The organism is Pseudoalteromonas translucida KMM 520 (genome assembly GCF_001465295.1).
In the GTDB taxonomy this organism is placed as follows: domain Bacteria; phylum Pseudomonadota; class Gammaproteobacteria; order Enterobacterales; family Alteromonadaceae; genus Pseudoalteromonas; species Pseudoalteromonas translucida.
Genome location: NZ_CP011035.1, coordinates 676,193 through 689,353, shown reverse-complemented (window position 1 = coordinate 689,353; position 13,161 = coordinate 676,193). Strand labels below are relative to the sequence as shown.

12 protein-coding genes are annotated in these 13,161 nt (G+C 38.7%); 5 read left to right on the top strand and 7 right to left on the bottom strand.

What is annotated here, in order from left to right:
• Both PTRA_RS18505 and PTRA_RS18500 read left to right on the top strand, forming a co-directional pair.
• Positions 1–750: a gluconate 2-dehydrogenase subunit 3 family protein gene (locus PTRA_RS18505; RefSeq protein ID WP_058375091.1), complete on the top strand. Its 750-nt coding sequence runs from the start codon at positions 1–3 to the stop codon at positions 748–750.
• Positions 751–844: 94 nt separating this feature from the next.
• A complete protein-coding gene (locus PTRA_RS18500; RefSeq protein WP_058375090.1) occupies positions 845–1,720 on the top strand; it encodes a sugar phosphate isomerase/epimerase family protein in 876 nt (291 codons plus the stop codon).
• A 149-nt stretch (positions 1,721–1,869) separates the two neighbouring features.
• Here PTRA_RS18500 and kch read toward each other — a convergent pair whose 3' ends face one another.
• The 4 genes from kch to PTRA_RS18480 all read right to left on the bottom strand — a co-directional run bounded on the left by kch (position 1,870) and on the right by PTRA_RS18480 (position 7,033).
• On the bottom strand, positions 1,870–3,045 hold the full coding sequence (gene kch / locus PTRA_RS18495) for a voltage-gated potassium channel protein (protein ID WP_058375174.1): 1,176 nt from the start codon (positions 3,043–3,045) through the stop codon (positions 1,870–1,872).
• A 187-nt stretch (positions 3,046–3,232) separates the two neighbouring features.
• Positions 3,233–4,363: a ribonuclease D gene (gene rnd, locus PTRA_RS18490; RefSeq protein WP_058375089.1), complete on the bottom strand. Its 1,131-nt coding sequence runs from the start codon at positions 4,361–4,363 to the stop codon at positions 3,233–3,235.
• Between the two features lie 51 nt (positions 4,364–4,414).
• Positions 4,415–6,067, bottom strand: coding sequence for a long-chain-fatty-acid--CoA ligase FadD (gene fadD / locus PTRA_RS18485; protein WP_058375088.1), 1,653 nt, complete (start codon positions 6,065–6,067; stop codon positions 4,415–4,417).
• A 114-nt stretch (positions 6,068–6,181) separates the two neighbouring features.
• Positions 6,182–7,033: an alpha/beta hydrolase gene (locus PTRA_RS18480; RefSeq protein ID WP_058375087.1), complete on the bottom strand. Its 852-nt coding sequence runs from the start codon at positions 7,031–7,033 to the stop codon at positions 6,182–6,184.
• A gap of 311 nt (positions 7,034–7,344) precedes the next feature.
• Here PTRA_RS18480 and PTRA_RS18475 point away from each other — a divergent pair, with 311 nt between their 5' ends.
• The 3 genes from PTRA_RS18475 (at position 7,345) to PTRA_RS19185 (ending at position 10,048) form a co-directional block, all read left to right on the top strand.
• A complete protein-coding gene (locus PTRA_RS18475) occupies positions 7,345–8,634 on the top strand; it encodes an alkaline phosphatase (RefSeq protein WP_058375086.1) in 1,290 nt (429 codons plus the stop codon).
• Between the two features lie 188 nt (positions 8,635–8,822).
• On the top strand, positions 8,823–9,338 hold the full coding sequence (locus tag PTRA_RS19190; RefSeq protein WP_208855540.1) for a helix-turn-helix domain-containing protein: 516 nt from the start codon (positions 8,823–8,825) through the stop codon (positions 9,336–9,338).
• Positions 9,317–10,048: an RNA-guided endonuclease InsQ/TnpB family protein gene (locus PTRA_RS19185; protein ID WP_237113519.1), complete on the top strand. Its 732-nt coding sequence runs from the start codon at positions 9,317–9,319 to the stop codon at positions 10,046–10,048. Before PTRA_RS19190 ends, PTRA_RS19185 begins: the two co-directional genes overlap by 22 nt.
• 73 nt (positions 10,049–10,121) lie before the next feature.
• Here PTRA_RS19185 and PTRA_RS18465 read toward each other — a convergent pair whose 3' ends face one another.
• The 3 genes from PTRA_RS18465 to PTRA_RS18455 form a co-directional block, all read right to left on the bottom strand.
• Positions 10,122–10,451, bottom strand: a complete 330-nt coding sequence (locus tag PTRA_RS18465; RefSeq protein ID WP_058375085.1) for a hypothetical protein — start codon at positions 10,449–10,451, stop codon at positions 10,122–10,124.
• A 76-nt stretch (positions 10,452–10,527) separates the two neighbouring features.
• A complete protein-coding gene (gene tsaB / locus PTRA_RS18460; protein ID WP_058375084.1) occupies positions 10,528–11,232 on the bottom strand; it encodes a tRNA (adenosine(37)-N6)-threonylcarbamoyltransferase complex dimerization subunit type 1 TsaB in 705 nt (234 codons plus the stop codon).
• A 9-nt stretch (positions 11,233–11,241) separates the two neighbouring features.
• Positions 11,242–13,158 carry a DNA repair helicase YoaA gene (locus tag PTRA_RS18455; protein WP_058375083.1) on the bottom strand — a complete coding sequence of 639 codons (1,917 nt, stop codon included), beginning with the start codon at positions 13,156–13,158 and terminating at the stop codon, positions 11,242–11,244.
• Positions 13,159–13,161: the final 3 nt, after the last annotated feature.

Here is a 13,161-nt window from a genome sequence, read left to right as displayed (position 1 = left end):
ATGGATACACAAGATCGCATCAACTCTAACAAATACGCTTCTGGAATGTCACGTCGTGAATCATTAAAATGGCTTGGGCTACTCGCCGCAGGATCGGCCGTGTCACTAAGTGCTGGTTGCACTAAAGCACTCGATGGTTCTATGAGCAAAGCTGGCCATTGGCCTGATATAGACATAGCCCCAGTAACAGGTAAAGGTTATGGTACAGATCCAAATATGGTGCTCCCACCAGAATCGCCTTGGCCGCTCACCTTAACTAATGCCCAGCTGACACTCGTCGCTGTACTTGCAGATTACATAGTACCGCAAGAGGGTAATAATCCAAGTGCTTCACAAGTGCAGGTACCAAGTGTAATTAATGAATGGGTAAGCGCGCCTTATAACGGCCAGCAAAAAGATAGAGTCGCTATCCTGCATGGATTAGCGTGGATTGACGATGAGGCAGCACTTCGTTTTAAAACTAATTTTGTGCAATTAAATAGTGAGCAACAAACCGCTATATTAAATGATATTGCCTATGTTAGTGAAGATATACCCGCTCAGTTTCAACGTATAAGTGATGCTTTTTTACGCTTTAAAAACTTGGTGTTAGGTGCTTACTTTTGCACGCCACAAGGCTGTAAAGATATCGGTTACTTAGGTAATGTACCTATTGCTGGTGATTACCCTGGCCCTAGCGATGAAGCCAAAGCACATTTAGAACATGTGTTAGCAGAACTAGGCTTAAGCGAATACGCTTATAAAGACTGATTTAAATTAATGCTATTAATCTAACGATGGCTACATAAAAGAAACGAAAGCAAAGAGCGAACAACCTCTTTGCTTATTTAATAGGTATTTTGTGATGTTTAATACAAAATTTTGGCAACTAAAAACGTTGCTATTTATTGGTGTTGTAACGCTAAGCTGCAGTGCGTTGCAAGTGAGTGCTAAAACAGCAAAAGCACTCCCGCCTGTAAGTGTACAGCTTTGGTCGGTTAAAGATGCATTAAAGGCAGACTTTGAAGGTACACTACAGTCGCTCTCTGCTATGGGTTTTCAAGGTGTAGAGTTTGCCGGTGATTTTGGTAGTTACCGCGATGATCCGAGCAAGCTAAAACGCAAACTCAGTGATTTAAATTTAGTTGCTAGCAGTGCGCATATTGGCTTTGAAGTACTAACGAATGAGAGCATTTCAGACACCCTTCTATTTTATAAAACCTTAGGCGTATCGTTATTATTTGTACCATGGGATGAACGCGCATGGCACCCAACTGGTGTAATTGCTTTAACCAAGCAACTAATTGCAGTAAATAATATAGCCCAACGTTACGATATGCAGATTGGCTTTCATAATCATGATCAAGAGTTTAACCATTATAAAGGCGCTACTTATTGGGATTACATTGCGACCCAAACACCGGCTAATATGCCACTGCAACTCGATATTGGTTGGGTTAATTATGCAGGGAAGAACCCTCTCACTTACGTGAAAAATTATCCGCAACGTACAATATCAACCCATTTAAAAATTCGCACCCATAAAAATGATGGTCTAAGTCCTATTATTGGTGAAAATAGTTATTCTTGGCAGTCACTGATAAAGTCATTAATTCAGCACGGCGGTACTCAATGGCTGGTATTAGAGCAAGAAGAATACCCGCATGGTTTAACGCCAATGCAAAGTGTTGCTAAATCTAAAGCTAATCTTGATGTGATTTTACAGGAAATGGCACAATAACTACGGTAGGAAAGTAATTTTGTGACCCAGGAGCCAATGCAAAATAGCACTTTATTGGGTCACAATACTTTTTAGTTACTCTATTTAAGCGTTTTATAACTCAGTAATTACGAGCGCTTATTCTTAATAAAATAGCGCTTTAGCCAGGCTTATTCTTCATCACCAAAGAACAATTTAGTGATCAGTTTATTATCAATAGTCTCACCCTTTAGGGTTCTCACTAACAACTCACTGCCGAGTAATTGCAATGAAAATACTACGTCAGGTTTTACGCGCTTAATTTGCGGAATATGTTTACTTGAATTAACCAAAGCAATTGTTTTGGTGTCCTCGCCAGCAACTTCTTTAGCCGCTAAAATACTAAACGCATTTTCAGCATCATCATTACGTAACGCTAAAATATAATTTGCCTTTTTAGCGCCCGCTTCTATTAAGATATCTGCCGAGCTTGAGTCGCCATAAACAATGTCTGCATCTACCGGGTATTCGTGTTCAGACCCTGTTGGGCACACTAAAGTAACTGCATCGCCACGCTCTACCAAACCGGCATAAACACTGTGTGCGGTGGGTGAAATACCTAAAATAATAAAATGATTTTTTCTCATTACGTTCGAAATCCTACCTTTAACAATTTTTTTAAGATTACCACCAATCACAGGGCCAATAATAGCACTGATAGAAGTAGCAAAAACGGTAATACCCATAACAATAATTGATGCTGTAAATAGTCGCGCCGTAGACGTTACAGGGTAAAGATCGCCATAGCCTACCGTCGACATACTCACAATAGAAAAATAAAATGCAGTGGGTAAATCGGTAATAGGGGTACTAAACTCGCTGCCTAAATACAAAGTGCCAAACACAGCATAAAGCATTAATGCACCTGTGCTGGTTAGAGCAAACAAACTACCTGCGGTAATACTAGAGCCATCAAAGCTTTTCCAATATACGAGTAATAGCATGCTCACAACCATAGTGTAAGACAATAATATTAGCCCAGAGCTTGACGATGAAATACTAATAACCGCAACCACTATTAATAATATCAGTGAAAAAGCCCACGCTAAACGTGCTTTTAAAGCTAAGCCAACCGACATTATTATTAAGCCTGCACCTAAAATAAAGCGCGGTAGTTCTGTTATTCCTATTTTATCAATTAAATTTAACCAATCGAGCGACCAGTTTAATACACCTGGTAGCATTTCGAGCATACGTGCAACAACCGGTTTAATTAACCAGTAACCATTAAAAGCAACCAAAATGGCTAATATCCAAGCTGGTTTACACAGTTCTAGTAGTTTACGTTTTATTGTTTCAACTTTCATAAAAAGCACTTTAATAACAGTGGCATATACACAATACCACTCGATGAATAGCAAATAAATTAATAAAGTTATTATAACTGCCACCCAATATTAGGTGTACTTATAACAGCTTAGTATTTATACCTGTTAGCTCACTACACTATTAAGTAAGTTACCTATGTAAGCTAACCAAGAGACTTAAATACGATCAAACATCCCATTCTTTTAGTGTATCTTTTACAAAAGAATAGCGCCAAGAACTAAGCAAATCTGGTTTAATATGCTGCTCTTTTTGTGTTGCAGATAACTTCCAATTCCAACTAATCAGTTGATTAACCTGCTTTTTAGAAGCCATTACATCCTCTGGAATATTATGTTCTTTGGCAACTTTATTAATTTTTTGTTTTATTTCTTTCGCTACTTTTTTATAACTAGGAAAGTCTATTAAACGCTTTAAAATTGCCGGGTGTTGCTCCTCAGGCAATACTTTTGCTTGTTCAATACACTTTAGTATTTCGACTCCCGAGCGGTTCACTTCTATCGCCTCAACGCCCGGAATTTGCCTTAATGCATTTAAACTGGCAGGGCCTCGTTTAGCAATTTCTGTCATATTATGTTCTTTTAATACAAAGTTAAGTGCTAAATTTTTACGAATTGCTTTATTTCGACGCCATACTGCCAGCTCTCTTAATATTGCAAGTTCATGTGGTCTGAGTTGCCACGCATTTTTAATGTCTTTATAGAGCAGCTCATCTGGGGTTTGAAATTCACGCTTATTAGCTACTAACTCACTTTCGCTAATAACAATATTAAATAAATCGGCGGCTTTTACACTGTCAATAATAAGATTAAAACAGGGTAATAAATGATAGGCATCGGCAGCAGCGTACTCTAATTGTTTAGTTGTTAATGGGCGTTGCAACCAATTTGTGCGTGATTCACTTTTATCTATTTCAATATCCAGTAAGGTTTTTACCATTAGGGCAAAGCCCATGCAGTTTCCTTCGCCTAAAATTTGCAGTGCAAATTGAGTATCGAATAACGGGGAAGGAACAAACCCTGCGTACTTTTGAAAAACTTCTATGTCTTCTGAAGGAGAATGAAATACTTTTAAAACAACAGGATCTTTTAAAATTTGCCAAAAATCGAATAATGACAGTTCTGCCAGTGGGTCTATAAGTGCTAAATGCTCGCCATCATAAACTTGAATAAGTGCAACTTCTGGGTACAAAGTACGACGACGCATAAACTCTGTATCTATGGCTAAAACGGGTTTGTTTTTAATTTGCTCAACAAATGTATTAAGTTGATTTTGGGTTTCAATTAATTGGTATTGCACTTAGTCTCCTACAATAAAAAAGCCGACATATGTCGGCTTTTTTAATGGTTGCTAATCTTTCAAGGCTCTTCTGAGAATCTTACCTACGTTAGTTTTAGGTAACTCATCCCTAAACTCAACAAGCTTAGGCACCTTATAATTAGTTAAATTATCACGACAGTGTTTTATTATATCTTTTTCAGTTAAAGAAGGGTCTTTTTTTACAACAAAAACTTTAACTTGTTCACCACTCGTATCGTGAGGGATGCCAATAGCTGCTACTTCAAGCACTCCGTCGTGCATAGCAACAACTTCTTCAATTTCGTTAGGGAATACATTAAAGCCCGAGACAATAATCATATCTTTTTTACGATCGACAATATAAAAGAAACCTTCGTCGTCATACGTTGCTATGTCACCGGTAGCAAACCAGCCATCTTGTAAACTCTCAGCGGTTGCATCTGGGCGTTTATAGTAACCAAGCATAACTTGCGGGCCTTTAACCCAAAGTTCACCTGGTTCACCCTTTGCCGCTTCTTGCCCATTATCAAGAATTAATTTAATTTCGGTACTAGGAGCCGGTAAACCAATTGAGCCATTATATGCAGTTAAGTCATAAGGACTTACAGTAACTAAAGGAGAACACTCGGTTAAACCATACCCTTCCATTAATTTAGATTTTGTAACTGTTTGCCATTTTTCAGCGACTGGGCGTTGTACAGCCATACCGCCGCCTAATGACATTTTTAAGTGACTAAAATCAAGTTCCGAAAATCCTGGCGTGTTTAACAAACCATTAAATAAAGTATTTACACCTGTAATAGCAGTAAATTTAGTTTTACTTAATTCTTTAATAAAACCAGGCATATCGCGTGGGTTAGTTATAAGTACATTTAATCCGCCGTACTTCATAAATGTTAAGCAGTTAGCCGTTAATGCAAAAATATGATAAAGCGGCAACGCAGTTATTACCACTTCTTTACCACGCTCAAGCACTGGGTCTAAACATCCCGATACCTGCTCAAGATTACCTACCATATTACCGTGACTTAACATTGCGCCTTTAGATACACCCGTTGTTCCGCCGGTATATTGTAAAAAAGCTAAATCACTTAAGTTAACCTCTGGTCGTACATAGGCATTTTCGTCGGCTTTAAGTAAATCGCAAAAATTAATGGTATTTGGCAAAGTGTAGCTTGGCACCATCTTTTTAATGTACTTAACAACAAAGTTTACAACATGCTTTTTAATGCCACCCATCATGTCGCCTACTTGGGTAACAACAATATGTTTAACATCGGTATGCGGTAGTGCTTTTTCCAGTGTATCGGCAAAGTTAGCCAATATAAAAATTGCTGAAGTATCAGAATCTTTTAGTTGGTGCTCAAGTTCACGCACTGTGTAGAGTGGATTTATATTAACAACAACACAGCCTGCACGTAAAATACCTAAAATAGCAATGGGCGTTTGTAACAAGTTAGGCATCATAACTGCCACTTTGTCACATTTTTTAAGGCCTAAATCATTTTGAATATAAGACGCAACTTTTTTAGTTGCTATATCAATTTCATCATAAGACAAGGTTTTACCCATATTTGTAAATGCGGGTAAATCTTTGTAATCGGTAAAACTTTTTTCAAACACTTCGAGTAATGAGGCATAGTGCTCAGGATCGATAGTTTCAGGCATACCTTCTGGGTAGCGCTTAAGCCAAATTTTTTCCACTCTTAGCCCCTGTTTATAGTTATATTTTTATTAACCTTAATCTAAGTAAGGCACTTTGACAATTGAGCAAATACTCTAATGAAGAATAATCCCACATTTAACGCTAATATACAATTAACACACGCTACTTTGCACCATAAATGCTTGAATCTGTTCAAAACAGTGCGCACTACTTTGCATATGACAGTGATGTCCGCCCTCTACAGTTATTACATTTAAGCTATTGTAATATTTAGTATAGTTTTCTAAATTTTGTTTTACAAAAGTGTAGCCTGTATCTCCTAATATTAACTGACATGGCGCAATTATATTTTTTATTGCACCAATACATTGCGCCTCATCAAACCTAAAACCTGAATGATTTTTAAGTTTTGGGTCGGTTGTTAATGCAAATCCATTTTTAATTGTTTTAATATTGCGCTCCATTAACACCTCAACAAGCTGGCTATTTAAATCTGTTGTTTGCGCACGTGCTTGGTGTATTTGCTCTTTCGATTGATACACTCTTGGCTTTTTATTTTTTAGCCTGTCTCGGTTTAAAATAGCACTTTTAAGTTGTTGAGTTACTTCTTCACTTGGGGTTGTTACGCACCCAATCCCTTCTATAAATGTTACAGACGTTACATAGTCACTAAAACAGCTTGCAAACAACCCCGCCACCATAGCTCCCATAGAGTGCCCTACTAGGTGTACTTTTTTTACCCCTAAAGCATTTATAAACTGATATATATCATCTATATAGTCTACAAAATAATAGTGTGCGTCGTCGCTACGCCACGACGACAAACCGTGTCCAGCAAAATCAAGGCAATACCACGTTTGCTGCACTTTGGCATTTGCTAACATAGGGATATAACTTGCACTATTATCAAGCCAGCCATGCAGCGCAATTACTACTTCATCTCCACTTCCCATTTTTAAACCATGAATATTTAAATTATTGATTTGAATATTAAATGGTTGCACAGCACACCCCTATTAATTTATATAATATTACTCATAACATTTGAAATAACTACCTTTAAAACGTTACTTAAAGCTTATATATACAATGTAACCTTTAATGATAGGTATTTGCTACCAGCTAATTTAAAACAAAGAAGTAATTATAACTAAGCAAGTAAATTAGTTTATGTGATCCTGATTTTATAAAGCTTAAGCACAATATAACTTTAACACCTTGCTTTAGTCGTTCATCGATATTAATTTATTTATCATATTAACTGTATACAATAACTCCAAGCTAATTAAATTAAGTACATTTAAAAGGTACAAACATGAAAAAACAGCTCAGTTTATTGGCGCTTTTATGCAGCGCAACAGGTGCTTATGCAGATTCGGCACCAAAAAATATTATTTATATGATTGGCGATGGCATGGGCCCAGCTTATACAACTGCTTATCGCTACTTTAAAGACGATCCAAACACAAAAGCAATTGAAAGCACCGTATTCGATACTATGTTAACCGGCATGGCACACACCTACCCAGACGATCATACTTATGTTACCGACAGCGCAGCAAGTGCTACAGCATTAAGTAGTGGTCATAAAAGCTATAACGGTGCTATTGGCGTAGATACCAATAAAAAGCCCGTTAAAACGATGTTAGAAATTGCAAAAGAGCGCGGTATGACCACTGCACTTGTCGCTACTTTGCAAATTAACCACGCCACACCGGCAAGCTTTGCGTCTCATAATGAATCTCGCGGTAACTACGATGAAATTGCCAACGATTACATAGATAATAAAATTGCTGGCAAGCTACCCGTTGATTTAATGCTAGGTGGAGGGACTAAATATTTTATTCGTGAAGACCGTAACTTAGTTGAAGAATTTAAAGCCGCTGGTTATCAATACTCCGACGACATTAATAACCTAGGCCAAATTACGCAACTCCCTGCCATTGGTTTATACGCCGAAAAAGGCCTTCCATACGCAATTGATGAGCACCCTACTCGCCTTGCAAGATTAACCACTAAAACACTTGATTTGTTAGATGGCCAAAACAAAGAAGGCTTTTTTGTGATGATTGAAGGCAGCCAAATTGATTGGTGTGGCCATGCTAACGATATAGCCTGTGCTATGGCAGAAATGGACGACTTTGCTAAATCGGTCGAAAAAGCAAAAGCATACGTTGATAAAAACCAAGACACGATTTTAATTGTTACCGCAGATCACTCAACAGGTGGTTTAACACTTGGTGCCCACGGACAATACAAGTGGGATACCGAAATAGTTAAAGGCGTTAAAGCCTCGGCTGGTAAATTAACCTCGCTATTAATGGATGCCAGTAATTTAAAAACAGTTTGGTCTGCTAATACTAATATTGAGTTTAGTGCTGAGCACCAAATTAAACTTGAGCAAGCTAAAAAAATGGGTAAAAAGCCTTTAAATTTAGCCATTAAAAGTATTATTAACGATGCCAGCTTTACTGGCTGGACAACCGGTGGCCATACAGCAGTTGATGTACAAGTATTTGCCTATGGTAAAGGTAGCGAGCAATTTACGGGCTCACAAAACAATACTGACATTGCCGATAAGCTAATCGCATTTATAGAAAAATAACGTTATTAAATACAATAAATATGTAACAAACAAAAAGCCCGAGCATCTAATATGTTCGGGCTTTTTATTTTTAAATTTTATCAACTTTTGCCGTAAAACACCGTTCCTTTAGGTCGGTGATATAAGGCAATAGTCGCGAAGCGACTAAGTGGGTTGTTCCTTTTTGATTGACTGTATATAATAACAGTATGATTATTCGCAAAGCTTATAAATTTCTTTTAAAAACAACACCCGATATTAACGCTAAAATGGCGCAATATGCGGGAAATTGTCGATTCTTGTGGAATAAAGCCTTAGCGATTAACTTATTTAAGTTACAGAATAAACAAAAAATTTGCTACTACCAAGAGTTGGATTTCTTTTCCAAACTTTGGAAAAAAAGCGAGGAGTATGGCTTTTTAACACTATCGCCAGCACAAACTATCCAACAAACATTAAAACAGCTTGAACGCGCCTTTAAAGACGCATTCGATAAAAACCAACCACTCAAACGGATGCCTACTTTTAAGAAAAAAGGAGAGGTGAATAGCTTTAGTTTTCCTCAAGGCTTTAAAATCGACAAGAATGGGAAACGTATTTTTTTACCTAAAATCGGTTGGGTTAATGTTAGAAAAAGCCAAGCTATTTTAGGAAAAGCTAAAAAGTCACTGTTTCACAAAAAGGAAAGCACTGGTTTGTTTCAATCCAAGTTGAACAAGAAGTAGCACCACCTAAGCACCCATCAAACGCCATGATTGGGGGAGATTTAGGCGTGAAACGCCTAATTATCCTTTCTGATGGCAGTTTTGTGGAGCCGATAGATACCAGTAAACAGACAATCAGGATCAAACGATTACAGAAGCAACTTGCTAGAAAAGTGAAATTTTCAAGTAACTGGAAAAAATTAAAAGCAAAGATCACAACATTTCATACGAAAGTTGCCAATATTCGTCATGACAAATTACATAAGATCTCAACACAGTTGAGCAAAAGCCACGCAATCATCGTGCTAGAAGATCTTAAAATTAGAAATATGACGAAAAACAGCAAAGGCAACAGTGAGCAGCATGGAAAAATGGTGAAACAAAAATCTGGCTTAAACCGCGTCATTCTCAATCAAGGATGGGGAATGTTTAAAGAGATGCTGAAATATAAGCAGGATTGCCTCGGCGGTCAGGTTATTTTTGTTGATCCGAAACATACCAGTCAAACGTGTCCGGCGTGTGGTCATCAATCAAAAGATAACCGATTAACGCAGTCTAAGTTTGAATGTGCGAAGTGCGGTTATCAAGATAATGCGGATCATGTTGGCGCATTAAATATTTTAGCGCGAGGTCATCGCGTTCTAGCCTGTGGAGAGATTGACATTAGTCAGCTTGTTGAAGCAGGAACTTGCCTTATGAGTGATCACAAGGCCCCGATGGTTTTAAACTAATCGGAATCCCCCTCCTTTCCTGAACTTGTTCAGGCGCTTGGCGAGGTGGTGGAGGATGTCAAGCTTGAGTAATTTAAGCGTAAATGTCTACACCAATTAAATCTTGCACTTCAGCACGTCGTTCTAAATTTGCAAATTCGGTATAAGTAGAAATAGCCTTGCTTACTTGTGCTGACGGTTGGTCGTAAATAGTTTGATTATATTGTGTATTTGCTGCGTTAGCTTTAAAAAACTGATTCGCTAACTCTACGCCCTCACGACTGTTTTTAACATAATCGGTATTCGTTTTTGGCGCAGCAGTATGCTCTAACAAACCTTGTGATTTATTAGTAACTACTTTAGCAGAGCTAACTCTACCCGGAATATCTCCGGTAAAAAAACCTGAACCAATAGGCAGCGTCATTACGCGTCTCCAATCTTAATCTATTTAAAATTATGATTTAAAAACAACCAATTTGCAAATACTCGTTATTTAATTTTTATTCTCGACCAGGAAGCTTTTTCCAAGTAACAGTATCGCGTACATATTTAGGCTGTGCATCGCTTGCTTTTACAACGTTACCCGCTAAAAAACCTGCTTCTACAAACGCTAGCATGTAGCGTGCATCGGGCAGTGTGATCTCGCTATTTATAGCTACATTATCAAAATCATTCAGCGCATCTGGGTATGTTTTAAACCCTGTACCTACAGCAACCGATTGTGGCGCGCTATTGGCTATATAATCTTGATTTAACAACGCAGGTTTAATTACGCACTCTTGATTAACTAATTGCATTAAGCCATTTTGTGCTTGGTAATGCGCAAAGTAAATCTCTCCCATGCGGGCGTCAATACTTGGATAAACACTTTCGTGGCCGTGCTGCTCAAACGCTTGTTGCGCCATAATAGCTAACGTAGATACCCCTACAAGTGGTAATTTAGTTGAATATGCTAGGCCTTGTGCAATAGCTACACTAATACGTACTCCCGTAAAACTACCTGGGCCTTGACCAAAGCCAATTACGTCTAAGTCTTTTAATTTACAGTTTGCGCTGGCTAATAGCTGATCAATTAATGGCAGTATTTTTTGACTATGCTGCTGTGGGCATTCTTCAAAATGATGAAATGTTTGCCCCTTAAAATGTAAAACAATTGATAGCGCTTCGGTAGACGCATCAAGGGCAAGAATATTACTTTTGATCATTTTATTACTCTAATTAATTTGTTGTAAAAATTTATTGGCATCTTCTAAGCTTCGCGTGCGGCGCATTGGCGGTAAGCTCTTTAAAAATACTTGCCCATATTGGCGTGTAACTAGGCGGTTATCGCATATTACAAGTACGCCTTTGTCTTTACTGTCGCGTATTAACCGCCCTACTCCTTGCTTAAGCGCAATAACTGCTTGCGGCAATTGTATATGTGCAAAGGGGTCTTTTCCTTGCATTTGGCAGTCTTGCATTTTAGCTTGTAGCAAAGGGTCATCTGGCGCAGCAAAAGGAAGCTTATCAATAATAACACAGCTTAGCGTACTGCCGCGTACATCAACCCCTTCCCAAAATGAGGCCGTCCCTAATAGCACTGCGTTACCATGGCGGGTAAACTTTTCTAAAATAATACGTTTCGACATTTGTCCTTGCATATAAACTGGGTAGTCTATTTGCGTAGTAAGTCCTTCGGCTACTAAATGCATCATACGGTAACTTGTAAAAAGCACAAAACAGCGCCCTTTAGCCGACTTAATCAGTTCTAGGGTTAATTTTACAATTGCGTGGGGCATATTGTCTGCGTGCGACTCAGGTAAGTAACGCGGCAAACACAGCAGTGCTTGGTTTGGATAATCAAACGGGCTATCTACCATCATGCTTTGTTTGGGTGTTAGTCCAAGGCTGGCGTTAAAGTGGCTAAGCTGATTGTCGACCGACAATGTCGCTGAGGTAAATACAAACCCTGCGCCTGTATCGGCCATCATTTTAGCAAATTTAACTGATACATTTAATGGCGTTATATTAATAGTTAAATAACGGCGAGTGGTTTCGTACCAATAACTAAAACCGGTTTGCGTGGTATCGAATACCCGCTCCAACTGGCCTTTAAATGCAAGTGCACGTTCAAACGGGTGCTCTATTTTATCGCTTCTGTCTAAGCAAAGTTTTAATACCTGATAAACAAAGTCTAGGTCGCTAATAACCCGATGCAATGCGGCGCAAATTTGCTTATCGCTGAGCTTGGCGCGCCAATCACCACGGCTGCCATCAACGCCAAACTGCAGGCGTAAATCGGCAACACTGGTTTCGAGTTTATTTAAGCTTTTACCTAGCTGCAGCATGTCAGGGATTTCGGCACGATAAATGGCACGTAAATCGTTAATTAAATCCACTAGCTTTTTAGTGCTAACGCTTTCGCCAAAGTAATCACTAGCAATTTCGCTTAATTGGTGTGCTTCGTCAAATATATAAGCATCTGCTGTGGGCATTAGCTCCGCAAAGCCACTGTCTTTTACTGCCATATCAGCAAAAAATAAATGATGGTTAATTACCACTATATCGGCATCAGCAGCATTTAAGCGTGCTTTTCTTATATAACAAGCTTGAAAGTCGGGGCATTCTTTGCCTAAACAGTTGTCGGCGGTGGAGTTTACATAAGGCAATACTTTTGCATCATCTTCTATACCAATACAGTCGGCTAAGTCGCCTGACTGTGTTTCGCTGGCAAACTTAGCCACCATAGCTAATTGGTGCATTACATCAGAATCGTCGGTAGGTACATGCGCCACATGCTGATTAAGCCGATAGGTACATAAGTAGTTTGCTCGGCCTTTTAATAATGCCGTTTTTTTAGAAGCACTTAACGCTTTTACGAGTTGCGGTAAGTCGCGATGATATAGCTGCTCTTGCAGGGCTTTAGAGCCCGTAGATATGATGGTTTTACCTTTTGATTTAAGCGCAGGGGCTAAATAGGCAAACGTTTTTCCTGTGCCCGTTCCGGCTTCAACTACTAGTTGTGAGCTGTTTTTTAACGCATCGGCAACGGCAACCGCCATATCAATTTGTGGCTGTCGTGGTGTATACCCATCTAAAGATAACGCCAAAGGCCCGGTTGCACTAAACAGCTGTTTGATAATACCAATCACTTT

Coding starts and splice junctions, on each gene's coding strand:
- PTRA_RS18505 (WP_058375091.1), top strand. CDS start 1: ATGGATACACAAGATCGCATCAACTCTAACAAATACGCTTCTGGAATG.
- PTRA_RS18500 (WP_058375090.1), top strand. CDS start 845: ATGTTTAATACAAAATTTTGGCAACTAAAAACGTTGCTATTTATTGGT.
- kch (WP_058375174.1), bottom strand. CDS start 3,045: ATGAAAGTTGAAACAATAAAACGTAAACTACTAGAACTGTGTAAACCA.
- PTRA_RS18475 (WP_058375086.1), top strand. CDS start 7,345: ATGAAAAAACAGCTCAGTTTATTGGCGCTTTTATGCAGCGCAACAGGT.
- PTRA_RS19190 (WP_208855540.1), top strand. CDS start 8,823: ATGATTATTCGCAAAGCTTATAAATTTCTTTTAAAAACAACACCCGAT.
- PTRA_RS18465 (WP_058375085.1), bottom strand. CDS start 10,451: ATGACGCTGCCTATTGGTTCAGGTTTTTTTACCGGAGATATTCCGGGT.
- tsaB (WP_058375084.1), bottom strand. CDS start 11,232: ATGATCAAAAGTAATATTCTTGCCCTTGATGCGTCTACCGAAGCGCTA.